This is a genomic window from Leifsonia soli, assembly GCF_013408745.1.
Classification (GTDB): domain Bacteria; phylum Actinomycetota; class Actinomycetes; order Actinomycetales; family Microbacteriaceae; genus Leifsonia; species Leifsonia soli.
The window spans coordinates 1,242,115-1,262,504 of sequence record NZ_JACCBJ010000001.1; the positions used below are offsets into that span (position 1 = coordinate 1,242,115).

20 protein-coding genes are annotated in these 20,390 nt (G+C 71.4%); all 20 read right to left on the reverse strand.

Going from position 1 to position 20,390, the window contains the following annotated elements; translation table 11 throughout:
- Positions 1-48 precede the first annotated feature (48 nt).
- The 20 genes from BJ963_RS06035 to mltG all read right to left on the reverse strand — a co-directional run bounded on the left by BJ963_RS06035 (position 49) and on the right by mltG (position 20,388).
- A complete protein-coding gene (locus BJ963_RS06035; protein ID WP_179458047.1) occupies positions 49-1,371 on the reverse strand; it encodes a bifunctional phosphopantothenoylcysteine decarboxylase/phosphopantothenate synthase in 1,323 nt (440 codons plus the stop codon).
- A gap of 82 nt (positions 1,372-1,453) precedes the next feature.
- Positions 1,454-1,717 (reverse strand): DNA-directed RNA polymerase subunit omega, encoded by a 264-nt coding sequence (gene rpoZ, locus BJ963_RS06040; RefSeq protein ID WP_089910506.1) that lies wholly within the window; start codon positions 1,715-1,717, stop codon positions 1,454-1,456.
- Positions 1,718-1,821: 104 nt separating this feature from the next.
- Complete coding sequence (gene gmk, locus BJ963_RS06045; RefSeq protein WP_179455289.1) at positions 1,822-2,766, reverse strand: guanylate kinase; 945 nt, start codon at positions 2,764-2,766, stop codon at positions 1,822-1,824.
- The gene (gene pyrF / locus BJ963_RS06050) at positions 2,759-3,721 is read right to left on the reverse strand and encodes an orotidine-5'-phosphate decarboxylase (RefSeq protein ID WP_425484712.1); all 963 of its coding nucleotides are present in this window, start codon (positions 3,719-3,721) and stop codon (positions 2,759-2,761) included. The genes gmk and pyrF overlap by 8 nt, the downstream gene beginning before the upstream one ends.
- Positions 3,718-7,005 (reverse strand): carbamoyl-phosphate synthase large subunit, encoded by a 3,288-nt coding sequence (gene carB, locus BJ963_RS06055; protein WP_179455296.1) that lies wholly within the window; start codon positions 7,003-7,005, stop codon positions 3,718-3,720. Before carB ends, pyrF begins: the two co-directional genes overlap by 4 nt.
- A complete protein-coding gene (gene carA / locus BJ963_RS06060; RefSeq protein ID WP_343037235.1) occupies positions 7,005-8,183 on the reverse strand; it encodes a glutamine-hydrolyzing carbamoyl-phosphate synthase small subunit in 1,179 nt (392 codons plus the stop codon). The genes carB and carA overlap by 1 nt, the downstream gene beginning before the upstream one ends.
- 1 nt (position 8,184) lies before the next feature.
- Positions 8,185-8,757, reverse strand: coding sequence for a PH-like domain-containing protein (locus BJ963_RS06065; protein WP_246297999.1), 573 nt, complete (start codon positions 8,755-8,757; stop codon positions 8,185-8,187).
- Positions 8,750-10,066, reverse strand: a complete 1,317-nt coding sequence (locus BJ963_RS06070; protein ID WP_179455298.1) for a dihydroorotase — start codon at positions 10,064-10,066, stop codon at positions 8,750-8,752. Before BJ963_RS06070 ends, BJ963_RS06065 begins: the two co-directional genes overlap by 8 nt.
- Positions 10,067-10,068: 2 nt before the next feature.
- Positions 10,069-11,040: an aspartate carbamoyltransferase catalytic subunit gene (locus BJ963_RS06075; protein WP_179455300.1), complete on the reverse strand. Its 972-nt coding sequence runs from the start codon at positions 11,038-11,040 to the stop codon at positions 10,069-10,071.
- Complete coding sequence (gene pyrR / locus BJ963_RS06080; protein ID WP_179455302.1) at positions 11,037-11,618, reverse strand: bifunctional pyr operon transcriptional regulator/uracil phosphoribosyltransferase PyrR; 582 nt, start codon at positions 11,616-11,618, stop codon at positions 11,037-11,039. The genes BJ963_RS06075 and pyrR overlap by 4 nt, the downstream gene beginning before the upstream one ends.
- A 342-nt stretch (positions 11,619-11,960) precedes the next feature.
- Positions 11,961-12,716: a DsbA family protein gene (locus tag BJ963_RS06085; RefSeq protein WP_179455304.1), complete on the reverse strand. Its 756-nt coding sequence runs from the start codon at positions 12,714-12,716 to the stop codon at positions 11,961-11,963.
- 14 nt (positions 12,717-12,730) lie between these two features.
- Positions 12,731-13,144: a transcription antitermination factor NusB gene (gene nusB, locus BJ963_RS06090; protein ID WP_089910477.1), complete on the reverse strand. Its 414-nt coding sequence runs from the start codon at positions 13,142-13,144 to the stop codon at positions 12,731-12,733.
- Positions 13,145-13,708: an elongation factor P gene (efp, locus tag BJ963_RS06095; protein WP_089910474.1), complete on the reverse strand. Its 564-nt coding sequence runs from the start codon at positions 13,706-13,708 to the stop codon at positions 13,145-13,147.
- Positions 13,709-13,814: 106 nt separating this feature from the next.
- Positions 13,815-14,252 (reverse strand): type II 3-dehydroquinate dehydratase, encoded by a 438-nt coding sequence (locus BJ963_RS06100; protein ID WP_179455306.1) that lies wholly within the window; start codon positions 14,250-14,252, stop codon positions 13,815-13,817.
- 1 nt (position 14,253) lies between these two features.
- Entirely contained in the window at positions 14,254-14,637 is a 384-nt protein-coding gene (locus tag BJ963_RS06105; protein ID WP_179455308.1) for a hypothetical protein, read from the reverse strand.
- The gene (aroB, locus tag BJ963_RS06110; protein ID WP_179455310.1) at positions 14,634-15,713 is read right to left on the reverse strand and encodes a 3-dehydroquinate synthase; all 1,080 of its coding nucleotides are present in this window, start codon (positions 15,711-15,713) and stop codon (positions 14,634-14,636) included. Before aroB ends, BJ963_RS06105 begins: the two co-directional genes overlap by 4 nt.
- On the reverse strand, positions 15,710-16,228 hold the full coding sequence (locus tag BJ963_RS06115) for a shikimate kinase (RefSeq protein ID WP_089910461.1): 519 nt from the start codon (positions 16,226-16,228) through the stop codon (positions 15,710-15,712). Before BJ963_RS06115 ends, aroB begins: the two co-directional genes overlap by 4 nt.
- A 4-nt stretch (positions 16,229-16,232) precedes the next feature.
- Positions 16,233-17,441, reverse strand: a complete 1,209-nt coding sequence (aroC, locus tag BJ963_RS06120; RefSeq protein ID WP_179455312.1) for a chorismate synthase — start codon at positions 17,439-17,441, stop codon at positions 16,233-16,235.
- A gap of 39 nt (positions 17,442-17,480) precedes the next feature.
- A complete protein-coding gene (locus BJ963_RS06125; protein WP_179455314.1) occupies positions 17,481-18,743 on the reverse strand; it encodes a shikimate dehydrogenase in 1,263 nt (420 codons plus the stop codon).
- The gene (mltG, locus tag BJ963_RS06130; protein WP_246298000.1) at positions 18,736-20,388 is read right to left on the reverse strand and encodes an endolytic transglycosylase MltG; all 1,653 of its coding nucleotides are present in this window, start codon (positions 20,386-20,388) and stop codon (positions 18,736-18,738) included. The genes BJ963_RS06125 and mltG overlap by 8 nt, the downstream gene beginning before the upstream one ends.
- Positions 20,389-20,390 lie beyond the last annotated feature (2 nt).

The following is a 20,390-nucleotide window of genomic DNA, read 5'->3' on the forward strand; positions in this document are numbered from 1 at the left end:
TCGACGGGGCGCTTGTCTCACGACCGGATGCCTCCGGCGTGCGCGTGCTTACGCGATGACGTCGAGGATACGGTCGGCCACCGACAGCTTGCTGCCCGAGGCCTCCATCACTATATCGCCGCCCTTGCGCAGGACCACGACCTCGTTGCTCTCCGTTGCGAAGCCCTGCGACCAGCCCACCTGGTTGAGCACGAGGAAGTCGCTGCCCTTGGCGGCGAGCTTCGTCCGGCCCAGCTCGATGAGGGCCTGCGGGTCCGGCTCGGTCTCCGCCGCGAACCCGACGACGACCTGGTCGTCGCGCTTGTGCGCGGACAGCCCGGCCAGGATGTCGGGGTTGGCCACCAGCTCCAGCGTCAGCGTGTCGCCGTGGTCCGACTTCTTGATCTTGGCCTCGCGGGTCTCGGCCGGACGGTAGTCGGCGACCGCGGCGGTCATGACGACGACGTCGGCGGAGCGCGCGGCCTCCTCGACCGCCTCCTGCAGTTCGAGCGCGGTCTGCACCTCGATCAGCTCGACGCCCTCCGGCGGATCGACCTCCAGGTGCGCCGCGATCAGGACGACGTCGGCACCGCGTGCCTGCGCGGCGCTCGCGATGGCGACGCCCTGCCGCCCGCTCGAGCGGTTGCCGAGGAAGCGCACGGGATCGAGCGGCTCACGCGTCCCGCCCGCGGTCACGACGACGCGCTTCCCCGCGAGGTCGACGCCACCGCGCGGACGACGCGCCGCCTCGTTGGCGCGGCGGCGCTCCGACAGCACGACCACGTCGTTGACGGCGGTTGCCTCGGCCGGCGAGCCCGCGGGAACGGCGACGGGCGCGTGCGCGGGCGCCTCGACAGCGCGTGGCATCGCGCCGGCGGCCCGCAGAGCCGCCCGCACGATCACCTCCGGCTCCTCCATGCGGCCCGGGCCGGAGTCGGCTCCGGTCAGCTGGCCGCTCGCGGGTCCGACGACCGTGACGCCGCGGCTGCGGAGGGTGGCGATGTTCGCGACCGTCGCGGGGTTCCGCCACATCTCGGTGTGCATCGCCGGGGCGATGACGAGAGGAGCAGTGGAGGCGAGGACGGTGTTGCCGAGCAGGTCGTCGGCCAGCCCGGCAGCGAGCTTGGCGATCGTGTTCGCGGTCGCCGGGGCGATGACGATCAGGTCGGCGGACTGCCCGATCGCGACGTGACGCACCTCGGCCACGCCTTCGTAGAGATCGGTCGCGACGGGATTGCGGCTGATCGCCTCGAGCGTCGGCCGGCCCACGAACCGCAGGGCGGCCTCCGTCGCGACCACGTGCACCGAGTGACCCTCGAGGACCAGGGCGCGGATGACACCGACGGCCTTGTACGCGGCGATGCCGCCGGTCACTCCGACGACGATGGTCAATCGTGGGCTCAACGGCGGCACCTCTCCTCGGCCGGGCCCTCCCGGCTGCGGTCGTCCTGTGGTGTTGTCTTCTGCCTGGGTCCTACTCGGCGGCGGCGATCGGCTTCAGGACGAGCTTGTCCTCGTTGATCTCGTGCAGCGCGACCGACAGCGGCTTGTCGTCGACGGACGAGTCGACCAGCGGGCCGACGTTGTCGAACAGGCTGCCCTCGTGGAGGTCGGCGTAGTAGTCGTTGATCTGGCGTGCCCGCTTGGACGCGAAGATCACGAGCGCGTACTTGGACTCGACTCGGGAGAGGAGGTCGTCGATGGGCGGGTCGATGATGCCGTTGTTGCTGGTGGCCATGCGGGGTGCTCCTTAGTTCTGGGCGATCGCGCGCTGGGCGGGATCGGACGGCCGCGAGGGGCGACCGAGGACGGTGGGCGCGCCGGCGACGGCGCGGAGAGAGGTCATGGACGCGCTGGCGCCGCACGGACCTTCATCAAGTCTACGACCTCGCGGGCCGCCTCGGCGACGTCGTGGTTGACGACCTTGTAGTCGAACTCGTCCTGCGCCGCCAACTCGACCTTCGCCGTCTCGAGGCGGCGCTGCTGCTCGGCCGCGTCCTCCGTGCCGCGCCCGATGAGGCGGCGAACGAGCTCCTCCCACGTCGGCGGGAGCAGGAAGATCAGGCGGGCCTCCGGCATCGACTCACGCACCTGGCGGGCGCCCTGGAGGTCGATCTCGAGCAGGACGCTGCGTCCGGCCGCGAGGGCCTTCTCGATCGGGGCACGCGGCGTCCCGTAGCGGTAGGCGTTGTGGACCGTGGCGTGCTCCAGCAGTTCGCCCGCGTCGATCATCCGGTCGAATTCGGCGTCGTCCACGAAGTAGTAGTTGACCCCGTCGACCTCGCCGGGCCGCGGCGCACGCGTGGTCGCCGACACCGACAGCAGGACATCGGGATAGTGCTCCCGGATGTACGTGGAGACGGTGCCCTTGCCGACCGCGGTCGGTCCGGCGAGCACGACCAGCCGGGTGCGCTGGCGCGCGCTGCGGTTCTCGCGCTCGATGAGGTACTGCCGCAGGCGCAGCCGCTGGTGCCGCCCCAGGCCGCCGAGGCGCTTCGCCGGCGAGATGGCGAGACGGTCGAGCGCCTCCTGCATCTTGGTGGTGCCGATGGCGGGGACGCTGAGCAGGAACTCGGTCACCCGCAACCGCCCCTCGACGCCGTCCGGGTCGGCCGTCGCGCGGTCCAGCACGACGAGCGGCGACACCTCACGCGACGCGATCGACGCCTTCACCGCCGCGCGGGCGCGCCGTGCGGCAACGGCGGCCTGCGACGCCGCCTGGCGGTCGACGTCGGGCGGAGCCGGGCGCGTGGGAGCAGAATCCCGGGTGGATGCGGCCTCAGACATGCGCGGACCGCACCTCGTCGGCGCGGCGGCGGATCGCCTCGGCCAGCCCGTCCGGTCCGGCGCCCAGGAGCCCCCGGGACTCGCTGACGATCACACCGGTCGCGAGCGAGCCGAACAGCCGGGGAGCGTCCTCGACCCGGGCGCCCTGGTGGCCGAACCCCGGCGCGAGCACCGGGAGGGCGGGCGTCCGCTCCCCCGCCGTCGCGACGTCGATCCCGTAGTCCGCCAGCTCGACGGTCGCGCCGAGCACCAGCCCGACCGACCCGAACGGCGCGCCGTCCTGCTGCTCCTGATTGAACGAATGCACGTCTTCGATGATCGCACGAGCGACGGACTGTCCCGCCCGACGCCCGGAGCGGACGATCGCCTGCTGCACGTCCGCGGCCTCGGGATTCGAGGTCGCCGCCAGCACGAACAGGCCCTTGCCGGCCCTCTCGCCGAGCGCCATGGCGTCCGCGAGCGACCCGACGCCCTGGTAGGCGGCAACGGTCATCGCGTCGGCCTCAAGCGGAGATCCCGGGGTCAGCCACGCCTCCGCGTATGCCGTCACGCTCGTCCCGATGTCCCCGCGCTTCACGTCGGCGATCACCAGGAGGTCGGCGGCGCGCGCGGCGGCGAGCACCTCTTCGAGCGCGCGGTAACCCGCCGAGCCGAAGCGCTCGAAGAAAGCCACCTGCGGCTTGACGATCCCCGCCTGCCCGGTGGCGGCCTCCACCACCGTCAGCCCGAAGGAGCGGAGGCCGTCGGCGGACGCCGGCAACCCCCACGCCTCGAGCAGGTGCGCATGCGGGTCGATGCCGACGCACAGCCGCCCCTGCTCGGCGAACACCGCCGCGAGCCTGTCCCCGAACCGTGCCCCGCGCCCCGCCGACGGCTCCTGAGTTTTTCGGCCCGCCAACGGCGTGCCGGACGGAAAAACTCCGGAATCGCCGGGTTCGAGAGCGGGGGGCGTCATGCGCGGGCGAGCCGCTCGATCGCGTACTGCTGCAGCGACTTCACGTCGAAGCCCTCGCGGATGGCGTCCAGCGACGCGACCGCAGCGCTCAGCTCGGCGATGGTCGTGAACAGCGGCTTGTCGGCCGCGACCGCCGCCGCGCGGATCTCGTACCCGTCGGCGCGCGCCGAACGCCCGCTCGGGGTGTTGATCACCACATCCACCTCTGCGCGGTTGATGATGTCGACGATCGAGTCGCCTCCGCTCTCCTGGGCCTCGCTGTGCTTGCGCACGATGCGCGCCGCGATGCCGTTGCGGTTCAGCACCTCGGCCGTCCCCTCGGTCGCGACGATCTCGAAGCCGAGCTGGTGCAGCCGGAGCACCGGAAGCACCACCGCGCGCTTGTCGCGGTCGGAGACCGAGACGAAGGCCGTGCCGCCCAGCGGCATGCCGCCGTACGCGGCCGACTGGCTCTTCGCGAACGCCGTCGGGAAGTCCTTGTCGATGCCCATGACCTCGCCGGTGGAGCGCATCTCCGGGCCGAGCACCGAGTCGACGACCGTGCCCTCCTTCGTGCGGAACCGCTTGAACGGCAGCACGGCCTCCTTCACGGCGACCGGCGAGTCCATCGGGATGCGCGAGCCGTCCTGCTCGGGGAGCAGCCCCTCGGCGACCAGGTCGGCGATCGTCTCGCCGACCATGATCCGCGACGCGGCCTTGGCGAGCGGGATGCCGAGCGCCTTGGACACGAACGGCACGGTGCGCGAGGCGCGCGGGTTGGCCTCGAGCACGTAGAGCACGCCGGCCCCGATCGCGAACTGCACGTTCAGCAGACCACGGACGCCGATCCCTTCGGCGATCTTCCTGGTCGCGTCGCGCACCCGGTCGATCTCGCGGCGGCCGAGCGTGATCGGCGGCAGGGTGCACGACGAGTCGCCGGAATGCACGCCGGCCTCCTCGATGTGCTCCATCACGCCGCCGATGTACAGCCGCTCTCCGTCGAACAGGGCGTCGACGTCGATCTCGATCGCGTCGTCGAGGAACCGGTCGACCAGCAGCGGATGCGACGGGCCGACGATCCCCTGGCCGGCGACGCGCTCGAAGTAGTCCGCGAGCGATGCGCTGTCGTAGACGATCTCCATGCCGCGGCCGCCGAGCACGAAGCTCGGGCGCACCAGCACCGGGTAGCCGATCTGCTCCGCCACGTGCGAGGCGCTCGGGAAATCGACGGCCGTGCCGTTGCGCGGCGCGACGAGGCCGGCCTCGTCGAGGATGCCCGAGAACAGCCCGCGCTCCTCCGCCAGGTCGATGGCCTCCGGCGTCGTGCCGAGGATCGGGACGCCTGCGGCCTCCAGACCCTTCGCCAGCCCGAGCGCCGTCTGGCCGCCCAGCTGCACGACGACGCCGACGAGCTCGCCGGACTGCGACTCCGCGTGGATGATCTCCAGCACGTCCTCCAGCGTCAGCGGCTCGAAGTAGAGCCGGTCGCTGGTGTCGTAGTCGGTCGACACCGTCTCCGGGTTGCAGTTGATCATGATCGTCTCGAACCCGGCGTCGTGCAGCGCGAACGACGCGTGCACGCACGAGTAGTCGAACTCGACGCCCTGGCCGATGCGGTTCGGGCCGGAGCCCAGGATGACGACCTTGCGCTTGTCGCTCGGCTCCACTTCGGTCTCCAGGTCGTAGCTGGAGTAGTGGTACGGCGTGAGCGCCGGGAACTCGCCGGCACAGGTGTCGACCGTCTTGTAGACCGGGCGGACACCGAGGATGTGGCGCACCTCGCGCACGTCCGCCTCGCCGAAGCCGCGCAGCTCGCCGATCTGCGCGTCCGAGAACCCGTGGTCCTTCGCGTAGCGCAGCGTGTCGGTGTCGAGCGTCGGGGCGTCGCGGATCTGGTCGGCGACCTCGTTGATCAGGACGATCTGGTCGATGAACCAGGGGTCGATCTTGGTCGCCTCGAACACCTGCTCCGGGGTCGCACCGAGCCGCAGCGCCTGCTGCACGTCGACGATGCGGCCGTCGGTCGGAGTCGCGATCGAGGCGAGCAGCTCGTCCACCGTCCGGGTCTGCTGGCCCCAGTGGAACGACGAACCGCGCTTCTCGAGCGACCGGAGCGCCTTCTGCAGCGCCGAGCTGAAGCTGCGGCCGATCGCCATCGCCTCGCCGACGGACTTCATGGTGGTCGTCAGCGTCGGGTCGGCGGCCGGGAACTTCTCGAACGCGAACCGCGGCACCTTGACGACGATGTAGTCGAGCGTCGGCTCGAAGCTCGCCGGCGTCACCTTGGTGATGTCGTTCGGGATCTCGTCCAGGCGGTAGCCGATGGCGAGCTTCGCGGCGATCTTCGCGATCGGGAAGCCGGTCGCCTTCGACGCCAGCGCCGACGAGCGCGAGACGCGCGGGTTCATCTCGATGACGATGATCCGGCCGTTCTCGGGGTTCACCGCGAACTGGATGTTGCAGCCGCCGGTGTCGACGCCGACCGCGCGGATGATGTCGATGCCGATGTCGCGCATCCGCTGGTACTCGCGGTCCGTCAGCGTGAGCGCCGGGGCGACCGTGATCGAGTCGCCGGTGTGCACGCCGACCGGGTCGACGTTCTCGATGGAGCAGACGACCACCGTGTTGTCGGCGGTGTCGCGCATGAGCTCGAGCTCGTACTCCTTCCAGCCGAGGATGGACTCCTCCAGGAGCACCTCGCTGGTCGGGCTCTGGTGGATGCCGTCCCCGGCGATCCGGCGGAGCTCGTCGGGCGTGTGGGCGAAGCCGGAGCCCAGTCCGCCCATCGTGAACGACGGCCGGACGACGAGCGGGTAGCCGAGGTCCTCGGCGAACTCGAGGGCCTCATCCACCGTGTGCGCGATGTGCGAGCGCGCGACCTCGGCGCCCGCTTCGACCACGAGCTCCTTGAAGATCTGGCGGTCCTCGCCCTTCTGGATCGCCTCGAACTTCGCGCCGATCAGCTCCACGCCGTACTTCTCGAGGATGCCGTGCTCGTGCAGCTGCATGGCCGCGTTGAGCGCCGTCTGTCCGCCCAGGGTCGGCAGGATCGCGTCCGGGCGCTCCTTCGCGATGATCGTCTCGATGACCTGCCAGGTAATCGGCTCGACGTAGGTGGCGTCGGCGAAGTCGGGGTCGGTCATGATCGTCGCCGGGTTGGAGTTGACGAGGATGACGCGGACGCCCTCCGCCTTCAGCACGCGGCACGCCTGGGTGCCGGAGTAGTCGAACTCGACCGCCTGGCCGATGACGATCGGCCCGGAGCCGATGACCAGCACCGACTGGATGTCGTCACGTTTGGGCATCAGGCGTTCTCCTGGTTCTCGGTGCGGGCTGACGGGTCGGCGGGCGCGGTGTGCTGCGCCTTGACCATGTCGAGGAAGCGGTCGAAGAGGTAGTTGGCGTCGTGCGGGCCGGCGGCCGCCTCCGGGTGGTACTGCACGCTGAACGCGTTCAGGTCGAGGCAGTTCAGTCCCTCGACGACGTTGTCGTTGAGCGAGAAGTGGCTCACCTCGACGCGGCCGAAGCCGGCGGGCGAGTCGAAGGACGCGTCGATCGGCGCCTTCACCGCGAAGCCGTGGTTCTGCGCGGTGATCTCGACCCGGCCGGTGCGCTTGTCGAGCACCGGCTGGTTGATCCCGCGGTGGCCGAACGGCAGCTTGTAGGTGTCGAGGCCGAGCGCGCGGCCGAGCAGCTGGTTGCCGAAGCAGATGCCGAAGTACGGCAGGCCCGCCCGCAGTGTCTCCTGGAGCAGCGCGACGTGCTTGTCGGAGGCCTGCGGGTCGCCGGGCCCGTTCGAGAAGAACAGGGCGGAGACGCCGAGGTCGAGCACATCCTGCGCGGTCACCTGCTGCGGGAGGACGTGGACGTCGAGCCCGCGCGCGGCCAGGTTCTCCAGAGTGGACTTCTTGACGCCGAGATCGAGCACGGCGACCGAGCCGACCTTCTCGCCCACCGCCGGGACGGTGTACGGCTCGACCGTCGACACCTCGGCCGACAGGTTGCGGCCCTTCATCGGTGCGTCGGCGAGCACGAGGTCGAGCTGCTCGCTGTCGCTCAGCGCGAAGTCGTCTCCCGAGAAGATGCCGGCGCGCATGGCTCCGGCCGAGCGGATGTGACGGGTCACGGCGCGCGTGTCGATGCCGCTGATCCCGACGACGCCCTGCGCGACCAGGTCGTCGTCGAGGCTCCGCTGGGCGCGGAAGTTGGAGACGACACGGCTGGGCTCGCGGACGACGTACCCGGCGACCCAGATCTGACGGGACTCCATGTCCTCGTCGTTCGTCCCGGTGTTGCCGATGTGCGGCGCCGTCATGAGGACGATCTGGCCCGCGTACGACGGGTCGGTCAGCGTCTCCTGGTAGCCGGTCATGCCGGTGGCGAACACGGCCTCGCCGAGCGTGCGCCCGCGGGCGCCGTACGCCCGGCCGACGTACCGTTTTCCGTCTTCGAGGACGAGCACTGCGGGTTCTGCAGCGAGCACGTCACACCTCCTTGTCGTTCGGGCGGTCGACGCCCGTCGTGTCGGCGCCGGGCGTCTCCGCGCCGGCCGTGCCCGCGGAGTCCGTCCGGGGCACGAGATCTTCGATGGCCGCAGCGAGCTGCGCGCGGCCGGCCGGGTCGACGACCCGGACGTAGCTGTCGGCGGCGGTGCCGCCGCTGGTGGTCCAGCCGAGGCGGAGCAGGCCGTCCTTCTCGACGACGCGGTCGATGGCGACGCTCGCGGCGCCGATACCGGTGACGACGGCCGCCGGGACGAACACCGGCTGCTCGCCCGTCACCGCGAGCTCGACGCCCTCGGGCCGGACGGTCACCGTCGCCGTTCCGCGGAACGCCAGACCGGGCAGGGCGAGCCGCTCCAGGGGCTGACCGGCGCGGGTCGTCGCGACGTACAGCGCCTCGATGGAGGCGGTCGGCGCACTCAGCGTTCCCGGGATCGAGTAGCCGCCACCGGATGCGGTGTCGCGCTGCACGCGCCGGCGCCAGCCGACGACCGCGAGGGCGATCACGATGACGACGACCGCGAGGATCCCGAGGGTGGGGAGCACCTTATCCACGCGCCGCCACCTCCTCCACGTCGACGACCGTGCCGTCGAGAACGGTCGGTCGGCCCTGGTGGAAGGTCGTCACCACGCGGCCGGGCAGCGTCAGCCCCAGGTAAGGCGAGTTGACGCCCTTCCCGGCGAGATCGCCGGTCGAGAAGGTGCGCGACGCGGTCGGGTCGTAGAGGAAGAGGTTCGCGGCCGTGCCGGCGGCGAGCGGAGCGCCGTGGCCGTCCAGCCGTCCGATCCGCGCCGGAGTGGCGGACAGCACCCGGGCGACGTCGGCCCAGCCGAGCATCCCGTTGTCCACGACCGAGGCCTGCACGACGGGCAGGGCCGACTCGAGTCCGACCATGCCGAAGGCGGCCGCATCCCACTCGCAATCCTTGGACTCGACCGGATGCGGAGCATGGTCGGTCGCCACGATGTCGATCGTGCCGTCGGCGAGGCCGGCGCGGAGCGCCTCCACGTCCTCGCGGCGGCGGAGCGGCGGGTTGACCTTGTACCGCGCGTCGTACCCGGTCGCCAGCTCCTCGGTGAGGGCCAGGTGGTGCGGGGTGACCTCGGCCGTCACGTCGATGCCGCGGGCCTTCGCCCAGCGGATGACGTCGACGCTGCCCGCCGTCGAGACGTGGCAGACGTGCAGGCGCGATCCGACGTGCTCGGCGAGCAGCACATCCCGCGCGATGATCGACTCCTCGGCCACCGCGGGCCAGCCCGCCAGGCCGAGCTCGCCGGAGAGAGCGCCCTCGTTCATCTGGGCGCCCTCGGTCAGCCGCGGCTCCTGCGCGTGCTGCGCGATCACGCCGTCGAACGCCTTCACGTACTCCAGCGCCCGGCGCATCAGCAGCGGGTCGGAGACGCATTTGCCGTCGTCCGAGAACACCCGGACGCGGGCGCGGGACTCCGCCATCGCCCCCAGCTCGGCGAGACGCTCGCCGGCGAGGCCGACCGTCACAGCGCCGATCGGGCGCACGGTCGCGTAGCCGGCCGCCTCGCCCAGGCTCAGCACCTGCTCCACGACACCGGCGGTGTCGGCGACCGGCGACGTGTTCGCCATGGCGAACACGGCCGTGAATCCGCCGGCGGCTGCGGCGCGCGTGCCGGTCAGGACGGTCTCGCTCTGCTCGTAGCCGGGCTCGCGCAGGTGCGTGTGCAGGTCGACCAGCCCGGGCAGCGCGAGCAGCCCGTCCGCGTCGATCGCCGTCGCGCCCGCCGCGCTCACCCCCGAGCCGGTCTCGACGATCCGGCCGCCCTCGACCAGCAGGTCGGTCCGGGTGCCGTCGGCCAGCGTCGCGCCGCCGATCAGGAATCTCTCGTCCACACTCACCTCACACCGCCTGGCCGTACCTGTTCGGTATTCGCACCCGACAGCAGCAGGTACAGGGCTGCCATCCGCACGGAGACGCCGTTCGCGACCTGCTCCCGGACCGTCGAGCGCGGCGAGTCCGCGGCCGCGGCCGAGATCTCCAGCCCGCGGTTCATCGGTCCCGGGTGCATCACAATGCTATCGGCCCGCAGCCGGCCCAATCGCTCCTCGTCCAGCCCCCAGCGCCGCGAGTACTCGCGCGTGTTGGGGAAGAACGCCGCATTCATCCGCTCCGCCTGGATGCGCAGCATCATCACGACGTCGGGACCGGCGGCGATGGCGGCGTCGAGGTCGTACCCGACGGTGGCGGGCCAGCCGGACACATCCACCGGCAGCAGGGTCGGCGGCGCGACCAGAGTGACGTGCGCGCCGAGCGTCCGCAGCAGCCACACGTTGGAGCGCGCGACGCGCGAGTGCACGATGTCGCCGACGATCGCGACGCTCACCCCGTCGAGGTCCTTGCCGCGCGACGCCGTGCCGTGGAGGCGGCGACGCATGGTGAACGCGTCCAGGAGCGCCTGCGTCGGGTGCTCGTGGGTGCCGTCGCCGGCGTTCACGATGCCGGCGTCGATCCAGCCGCTCGTCGCCAGGGTCTGCGGGGCGCCCGACGACCCGTGCCGGATCACGACGGCGTCCGCGCCCATGGCCTGCAGGGTCTGGGCGGTGTCCTTGAGGCTCTCGCCCTTGGAGACGCTCGACCCCTTCGCGGAGAAGTTGATCACATCGGCCGAGAGGCGCTTCGCGGCCGCCTCGAACGAGATCCGCGTGCGGGTGGAGTCCTCGAAGAACAGGTTCACGACGGTCTTGCCCCGCAGCGTCGGGAGCTTCTTGACCTCGCGGTCCTGCACGTCCGCCATGTCCTCGGCGATGTCGAGCAGCCGGATGGCGTCCTCGCGCGGCAGGTCGCGGGTGGAGAGCAGGTGCCTCATGCGTCGCTCCCCCGCCCGGTGCCGGTGTCCGTGCCCGGCTCCTCGATCGTGACCGACTCGTCGCCGTCGACGTCGGTGAGGCGGACGTAGATGCGCTCCGCTGCGGCCGACGGCAGGTTCTTCCCGACGAAGTCGGCGCGGATCGGCAGCTCGCGGTGGCCGCGGTCGACGAGCACGGCGAGGCGGACGGCCCGCGGGCGTCCGAGGTCGCTCACCGCGTCGAGCGCCGCGCGGATGGTGCGGCCGGAGAAGAGCACGTCGTCGACCAGCACGACGGTCTTCCCGTCGATCGGCCCGGGCAGCGATGTCGGCTGCGGCGTGCGGGTGGGACGCCGCGAGAGGTCGTCGCGGTACATGGTCACGTCGAGCGCGCCGACGATGTCCGCAGGCGACGCGACGGCCGCCGGTTCGATGCGCTGGATGTTCTCGGCGATCCTCCGCGCGAGCACGACGCCGCGGGTCGGGATCCCGAGGATCACCAGATCGTCCGTTCCCCGGTTGGACTCCAGGATCTCGTGAGAGATCCGAGTCAACGCCCGGGCGATGTCAGCCTGATGCAGCACGGTGCGCGCCGTCATGCCGACCTCCTTCCCCGCCTCACAGGACGGCTCTTAAAGGATGCCTACGCCTCCACCCTACCAGGCTGCCGCCGTCCGTTCCCGCAGGCCGCTCCCGCCGCATCCACCCGCCGCATCCACCCGCTGCAAACGGAGGAGTCCGCGGGCATCCGCCCTCGAATCCCCTCCCTTTCCCGCCGACACGCCGGCGAGGCGGCCGGAAGTCCTCCGTTTCTCCGCGACGCCCGCCCGTCGGCGCGGACGCGCGAAACGGAGGAGGTGACACGCGACACGCCGAGGGGATGCACGAAACGGAGGAACCGGCGGACGCGCGCTCGGCGATGTCCTCCGATTCGGACGCGGTCAGTGGTCGGCGAGGAACGCCGTGAACGCCTTCTTGTCGGAGATGCCGCCGGGATACTGCTTCCCGTTCACGAGCACGGTCGGGGTGCCCTTGATGGTGTCGAGCACCTTCCGGCCGTCCACCTCGATCGGGCCCTTCTGCGAGTGCGCGGTGTTCGCCTGCGCCCACGCCTGGTACGGACCGCTGTCCGCGAGGCAGGAGGCGATGTCGCCGGCGCCGGCGTCGCTCGCGCGCTTGGCCAGCTGCTTGTCGGTGAGCCCGTCGGAGTTCTCCTCCGGCTGGTCCGTGAACAGCGCCTGGTAGAACGGCAGCACCGCGCGCTGGTCGCTCACGGCGACGCAGGTCAGCGCTGCGGCCGCCCTGGTCGAGTACCCCGTGCCGTTGGAGGCGGCGTCGAGGAACGTGAGCGGGTGCAGCCGGAGCGTGATCGAGCCGTCGTCGACAGCGTTCGCCAGGGTGGTGCCGTTCGCCTGCTCGAACGCGCCGCACACCGGGCACATCGCGTCGAACCAGATGTCGACCGTCTTCGCCCCGTCGCCCGCGGTGATGAAGCCGCCGTCGAAGTCCACCGCCCCGTCGGTCCCCGTCGGCGGCTTGTCGGTCGCCACCGGGACGTTGGATGCTCCCCCGAGCAGCGAGCACGCCGCGACCCCGGCGACCACGCCGACGGCCAGTGCGGCGGCCGCGGCCATCCGGACGATCCGGCGGCGCACACCCGTGCGCGCGCCGGCGATGCGATCTTCGGCAGTCCTCATGCGGTCCTCGGTGTTCAGGCCCGGGTGTGGGCGATCTTGGCGAGCAGGCCGTTCACGAAGCCGGCCGAGTCGTCCGTCGACAGCACGGTGGCCGCCTCGACCGCCTCGGAGATCGCGACGCCCTCTGGCACCTCGTCGTTGAACAGCACCTCCCAGACGCCGATGCGCAGGATTGCGCGATCGACGGCGGGCATGCGGGCCAGGGTCCAGCCCTGGGCGTAGGTCTCGATCAGCTCGTCGATCTCGTCCTGGTGCTCGATGACGCCGTCGAGGATCTCGCGCGCGTAGAGCCAGGACGCCTCACGCGCCGGCTCGTTCGCGGCGCGCTCCGCCTCGGTGGCCAGCGCCTGCCGGAGCGGCGTCTGCCGCAGGTCCGCGCTGTAGAGCACGTCGAGCGCGCGTTTGCGCGCCTTGGTCCGAGCGCTCATTCAGTCGTTGACGCGGCCGAGGTAGTCGCCCGTGCGGGTGTCGACCTTGACCTTGGTGCCGGTCTCGAGGAACAGCGGGACCTGGATCTGGTAGCCGGTCTCGACCGTCGCGGGCTTGGTGCCGCCGGTGGAGCGGTCGCCCTGCAGGCCCGGCTCGGTGTAGGTGATCTCCAGCACGACGGAGGCGGGGAGCTCGACGTAGAGCGGGGAGCCCTCGTGCAGCGCGACGGTGACGTTCTGGTTCTCGAGCATGAAGTTGGCGGCCTCGCCGACGACCGGGCCCGGGATGGTGATCTGGTCGTAGTCCGACGTGTCCATGAACACGAAGTCGGCGCCGTCCTGGTAGAGGTACTGGTAGTCGCGGCGGTCGACGTTGGTGATGTCGATCTTGGCACCGGCGTTGTAGGTGCGGTCGACGGTCTTGCCGGTCGTGACGTTCTTCAGCTTGGTCCGGACGAACGCGCCGCCCTTGCCCGGCTTGACGTGCTGGAACTCGATCACGGTCCAGAGCTGTCCGTCGATGCTGAGGACGACGCCGTTCTTGATGTCAGCGGTAGAGGCCAAGGGGATGTTTCCGTTCGCTCGGTGTGAAGATTCGGGTGGTGCCGCGCTTCGCTCCGGAGGCGGCCCACAGTCGGCCGCGCACAGCGGCCCCCAGAGATTCTAGACGTCAGCGGGCGTTTCGGCGAATGAAGGCGAGCGCCAGCCGGTACGACTCGAACCCGAACCCGGCGATGACGCCCGTGGCCACGGCGGTGAGGACGCTGGTGTGCCGGAACTCCTCGCGGGCGTGCGGATTCGACAGGTGCACCTCGACCACGGTGCCTCCGGCGGCCGTCACGAGGGACACCGCGTCCCGCACGGCGTACGAGTAGTGCGTCCACGCGCCGGCGTTCAGGATGACGGGAGCGCCCGTGTCCGCCGCCTCGTGCAGCCAGCGCAGCAGCTCGCCCTCGTCGTCGGTCTGGCGCAGGTCGATCGTGTCGTCGCCGGCGTCCTCCACGAGGACGGCGCGCAGGTCGTCGAGGGTGCCGGAGCCGTAGACGTCGGGCTCGCGGGTGCCCAGGCGGCCGAGATTGGGTCCGTTCAGGACGAGGATGCTCGTCACGTCACTCCTCTCCGTCCTTCAGCGGGCGCACGCGCACGGCCGACCAGGTGTCGTCCACCGCGATGTTGCTGACACCGCGCCAGCCGTAGGCACGGGCTTCGCCCGCGACGACGTCACGGTTGACGTCGGCACGGCCGCCCTTCGGGTACACCACCCAGACCGCTCGTGCCCCCGCGGCGACCGGCAGCTGTTCTGCATAGCGCGCCAGCAGCTCGTCGCGGGTCCGGATCACCGTCGCGACGATCGCGGCCGACGCCACCGGCGCCTCCGTCGCGCCGTCGGGCAGGGCACCGAGCAGGGCACGGTCGTCGTCGCCGGAGACCACCAGGGCGATCCCGTCGCCGGGCTTGGCCTGGAATCTCTGCAGCACGGTCTTCTCGCTCACGAGCCCACCTCCTGGTATGCGGCGAACAGCAGGCTCTGGTCCGGCCCGGCCAGCACGGTGGGCCGGGCGACGTCGTCGAGCACGATGAACCGCAGCATACTGCCCCGCGCCTTCTTGTCACGCTGCATCGAGGCGAGGAGGGTCTGCCAGCGGCCCAGTGGATACGACACCGGCAGGGTCAGCGACTCGAGGATGCGCCGGTGCCGGTCGACGGCCTCGTCGCTCAGCCGCCCGCTCAGCCGCGCCAGCTCCGCGGCGAACACCATCCCGACGGAGACGGCAGCGCCGTGACGCCACTGGTACCGCTCGGCGTGCTCGATCGCGTGTCCGAGCGTGTGGCCGTAGTTGAGGATCTCGCGCAGGCCCTGCTCGGTGAAGTCCTCCCCCACGACGCGCGCCTTGATGCCGATGGACAGCTCCACCAGCCGGCGCAGCTCCGGCGTCTCCGGGTCGGTCGCCCGGTCGACGTCCGCCTCGATGATGTCGAGGATCTCCGGCTCGGCGATGAAGCCGTACTTCACGACCTCCGCGAACCCGGCGAGGATCTCGTTCTTCGGCAGCGACGTGAGGGTGTCGAGGTCGCAGATCACGGCGTCCGGTGCGTAGAAGGCGCCGACGAGGTTCTTGCCCTCCGCGGTGTTGATGCCGGTCTTGCCGCCGACCGCCGCATCCACCATGCCGAGCAGCGTCGTCGGCACCTGGATCAGCTTGACGCCGCGCAGCCAGGTCGCGGCGACGAAGCCGGCCAGGTCGGTCACGGCGCCGCCTCCGAACCCGATCACAGCGTCCGACCGCGTGAAGTCGGCCTGCCCCATGATCCCCCACAGGAACGACGCGACCTCGACGCGCTTGGCGGCCTCCGCATCCGGGACCTCGGCGAGAAGCACCTCGTAGCGGTCGACGAGGGACTCGCGCAGTTCGGCCGCAGCGGCGCCGAGGGTCGGCGGGTGCACGACGAGCACCTTGGCGACCGCGTTCCCGAGGTGCGGTGCGAGCTCCAGCCGGAGCCCGCGGCCCACGATCACCGGGTACGGGTGCGCACCGGGGACCAGGATCTCGGTGGGGGCGTCGGTCATGCGTGTCCTTCCTTCTGCGACTCGACCCACGCCGCGATCTCCTCGACGATGGTGTCGATGGGACGCGACGAGGTGTCGGCCGTGTAGTCGGCGAGCGAGTGGTAGAGGTCGCTCCGGGCCGCGACGAGGCGCTTCCAGGACTCGAGGTCGGTGACGAGCGGCCGTTTGGCGTTGTCGATGCGGCGGGCGATCGCCTCCGGCCGCACCGTCAGCAGCACGACGCGGGTCTCGGCGAGGTCGGCCTGGGTCGCCGGGTCGAGCACGGCTCCCCCGCCGAGCGACACGACGCCGGGCTCGCGCACCGCCTCGGCGACCGCCGCGCGCTCGAGCTGCCGGAAGTACGGCTCGCCGTGCTCGGCGAACAGAGCCGGGATGGGGCCGTGCTGCGCGACGACGACGGCGTCGGTATCGACGAACGGCAGGTGCAGTCGGCGCGCCAGGCGCTTGCCGACCCGCGTCTTGCCGGCCGCGGGCGGACCGATCAGGACGACGGGCGTCGAGAGCTCGGACGACACGGCGTCAGGCGTAGGGTGCGCTGACGCGCTCGGTCGCGAGGTTCTCCGGGATGCTGGCCAGGTACGCGTGGAGGTTGCGGGCCGTCTCGCCGATCGAGTCGCCGCCGAACTTCTCCAGCACGGCGTTCGCGAGCACGAGCGCGACCATGGCCTCGGCGACCACCCCGGCGGCGGGAACCGCGCAGACGTCGGAGCGCTGGTGGTGCGCCGGCGCGGCCTCGCTCGTGGCCACATCCACGGTGCGCAGCGCGTGCGGGACGGTCGCGATCGGCTTCATCCCCGCGCGGACGCGCAGGACGCCGCCGGTGCTCATGCCGCCCTCGGTTCCGCCGGCCTTGTCGCTGGTGCGCGCGATCGCGCCGTCGCCCGCGACGAGCTCGTCGTGGGCCTCGGAGCCGCGGCGCGTGGTCGTGAGGAACCCGTCCCCGATCTCGACGCCCTTGATCGCCTGGATGCCCATCAGAGCGGCGGCGAGCTGCGCGTCCAGCTTGCGGTCCCAGTGGACGTGCGAGCCGAGCCCCGGCGGGACGCCGTACGCGAGCACCTCGACGACGCCGCCGAGGGTGTCGCCGTCCTTGTGCGCCGCATCCACCTCGGCGACCATCCGCTCGGAGGTGGCCGGGTCGAAGCAGCGCAGCGGGTCGGCGTCGAGCGTGTCGACGTCCGACGGGCGGGGCAGCGGCGCGCCTTCCGGCACCCGGACGGGGCCGATGGAGAGGGTGTGGCTCACGAGCGTGATGCCCAGCTCGTTGAGGAACGAGCGGGCGACCGCTCCCAGCGAGACGCGGGCGGCGGTCTCCCGGGCGCTCGCGCGCTCAAGGATCGGGCGCGCCTCGTCGAAGCCGTACTTCTGCATGCCGACGAGATCGGCGTGGCCGGGGCGCGGGCGGGTCAGCGCCGCGCCGCGACCGGACTTCAGCACCTCCGGGTCGACCGGCTCCGGGCTCATCACGTCGACCCACTTCGGCCACTCGGTGTTGCCGATGCGCAGGGCGATCGGGCTGCCCAGGCTGAGGCCGTGACGGACGCCGCCGGAGACCGCCAGCGCGTCCTGCTCGAACTTCATGCGCGCGCCGCGGCCGTACCCGAGCTTGCGGCGTGCCAGATCGGCACGGATCGCGTCGAGCGAGACCGGGACCCCGGCGGGAAGACCCTCCAGGACGGCGATGAGTTCGGGACCGTGGGATTCCCCGGCCGTGAGCCAACGAAGCATGCTTCGATTCTGGCACAGCGCAGTGGTGCGACCGCGCGCTCAGTGCTCCAGCGGGGAGCCCTGCTCGTCGATGCCGACGGCGTCCAGCATGGCCGAGAGCACGGCCTCCTCGTCCTCCAGCGGCTGCAGCGGATCGCCCGAGACGAACACGCGCACCTGCAGAAGGGCCTGGTGCGCGAGCATGGCGAGGCCGGACACGACCCGGCCGCCCACCGCCTCCCACTGACGGGCCAGCGGCGTCGGCCACGGCTCGTACGCGACGTCGAACAGCACGGACCGGCGCCGGGTGGAGTCGGTGTAGACCGCCTCGGTGGTGGTTCCGCCCGGCAGGGTGCTGATCACGAGGTCTGGCACGTCGAGCGAGCGGTCCGCCTGCGCGAACGGTCGGATGCGGACACGGAGGCCGAGCTCGTTCGCGAGCGGTTCGATCCACGCGCTGCGCTCGAGGTCGCGCACGTGCGCGTCCACCCTGTCCGCACCGAGCTCGGCCGCGGCGACGAGCGCGGACGCCGCCGTGGCTCCCCCGCCCAGGATGTGCACATAGTGCGCCTGCTCGAGTCCCGCCGCCTGCAGGGCGCGGACGATGCCGGCGACGTCGGTGTTGAAGCCGCGGACGGCCTCGCCGTCGAGGAGCACGGTGTTCGCGCCGCCGGTCTGCTCCGCGATGCGGTCGGTCTCCGTCAGAATCGGGAGCACGGCCTTCTTCAACGGCATCGTGAGCGAGAGTCCGCGCCACTCCGGGCCGAGGTTCGCGATGAACTCCGGCAGGGCGTCCTCCGTGACGTCGACGGCCTCGTAGGACCAGTCCAGCCCGAGCGCATCGTACGCGGCCCGGTGGAGTTGCGGCGACCGGGAGTGGCCGATCGGCGAGCCGAGCACCGCGAGCCGGCGGCTGGGTGCCTTCGGGGTGCGGGGCTTGGATGCCGTCGGCTTCGAGCCGGACTTCGCCGCAGCTTTCGCAGGGGCCTTCGCCGGAGCCTTCGCGGGGGCCTTCTCGGGCTCGGGCGCGGGGTCGGGGTGTGCCTCGCCCGCCGGCACCGCTTCCGGCGCCTCCGGCGCGTCGTGCGGAGCCTCCCGCTCGACGGCATCCTCCGCCTCCTCGACCGCCGACTCCTCGGCCTCGCGCTCGCGCTCCGCCTCCACGAGTGCGGCGATCGACGCCTCCGCCGACGCCTCCGACACGCCGTCCTCGACGGCGGCCCGCTCATCGGCGTCGGACGGCGACTCGTCGACCGCGTCGTCCTCGAGCACCGCGGGCTCCGCCACGTCCTCGTCGCGCCGCTGCTTGCTCGTGTCATCCATAGCCGGGGTTGTCCTTCATCCACTGCTGCCATTTCTCCACAGCGGCATCGTGTTCCGCCTGCGTTGTGGAGAAGATCGTCTCTCCGGTCTGGAGGTTCCAGGTCACGAAGTACATCCAGGTGCCGTCCGCGGGATGCTGCACCGCGTTGATCGCCAGGTCGCCGGGGTTCGAGATCGGTCCGACCGGCAGGCCCGAGTGCACGTACGTGTTGTACGGGTTCGCGGCGTCCTCGCGTTCTGCGTCGGTCGTCTCCACCCGGTCGGTGTGACCGGTGCCGTACGCGACCGTCGCGTCCGACTGGAGGTCCCAGCCCTGCGCCAGGCGGTTCAGGAAGACGCGGGCCACCTTCGGGTAGTCGTCCTTCAGCCCCGCCTCCCGCTGCACGATCGACGCGAGCACGATGGTGTTCCACCGGTTCTGCGGGGCGACGCCGGCCTCGTCGAGCGCCTGGAACATCCGGTCGACCATCGTCTTGATCGCCTGCTGCGCCGTGGTCCCCGGGGCGAAGGTGTACGTCGCAGGGAACAGGAAGCCCTCGAGCGACTTCGCCTCCGGCGGGAGGCCGTACGCCGCGGGGTTCGCCGCGGCGGTCTGGAGGTCGGCGAGCGGGATCTTCGCCGCGTCCGACACCGTCTGCAGGATGTCCTTCTCGGCCGTCCCCTCCGGGATGACCGCCGTGTTCTCCACGCGCGACGCCGGGTCCTTCAGGGCGGCCAGCGCGGCGGCCGCGCTCATCTGCTTCGCCAGCTTGAACACGCCGGGCTGGAACTCCACATCCGGCTTCTGGCGCAGCAGCAGCGAATAGAACGCGTCATACGTCTTGACCACGCCGGCCTTCGCGAGGTTCTCGGAGATCGTGGAGCCGTCGTCGCCGGATGCGATGGTGAACATCACCTCGCCCGTCCCGTTGCCCTTGTAGTCGTTCTCGGGCGGGAAGAGCGCGTTCTGCACCTTGGCGATCTGCGGCTGGAAGATGGCGTACGCTGCGCCGGCCATGCCGCCCAGGATCCCCAGCACGACGATCGTCACGATCAGCCGCTTGACCCAGCGGCGCTTCTTCGGCGGCTCGTCGTGGGACAGGTAGTTCTGCTGACGCCAGACCAGCGGATGCGCGTCGTCCACGGTCTCGTCCTCGGTATCCTCCAGCACGCCGAACACAGTACGCGCAGGGTGGTCGTGGGGCGACGGCGCGTGATCGTCCGCTCCGTGCCGCGCGGCGACGGCGACCGTCTCCGGCTCCTCGACGTGGGTGATCGGTCCGGTGATCACGGCGTCGAAGTCGAGACCCGCGAGGGCCGCACGATCGGCCGAGGTCTCCTGGGCCGGAGTGGGCGACGAGATCGGCGTGCTGTCGTCGAACATCGACCAGGGCGTCGCGGACGGCGACTGCGCGGCCGAGACCGGGGCGGTGCCGGGTGCGGGCGGTTCCTGAGGTTCCTGCTGCTCCCGCTGCTCCCGCTGCTCGTGCGAGTCCGGCGCCCCCTCGGCCCTGCGCTCCTGCGCCTCACGGGCGGCCCGCGCCTCGCGGCGCGTCATCGGCGGACGCTCGCCGCTGTCCGTCGCCGGCGTCTGCGGCGGCGACGGCGGCCGGTTCACGGCCGGGAAGGCGGGCGGCTCCGGCCGCTCGGGGGGGTTCTGAGCCAAAA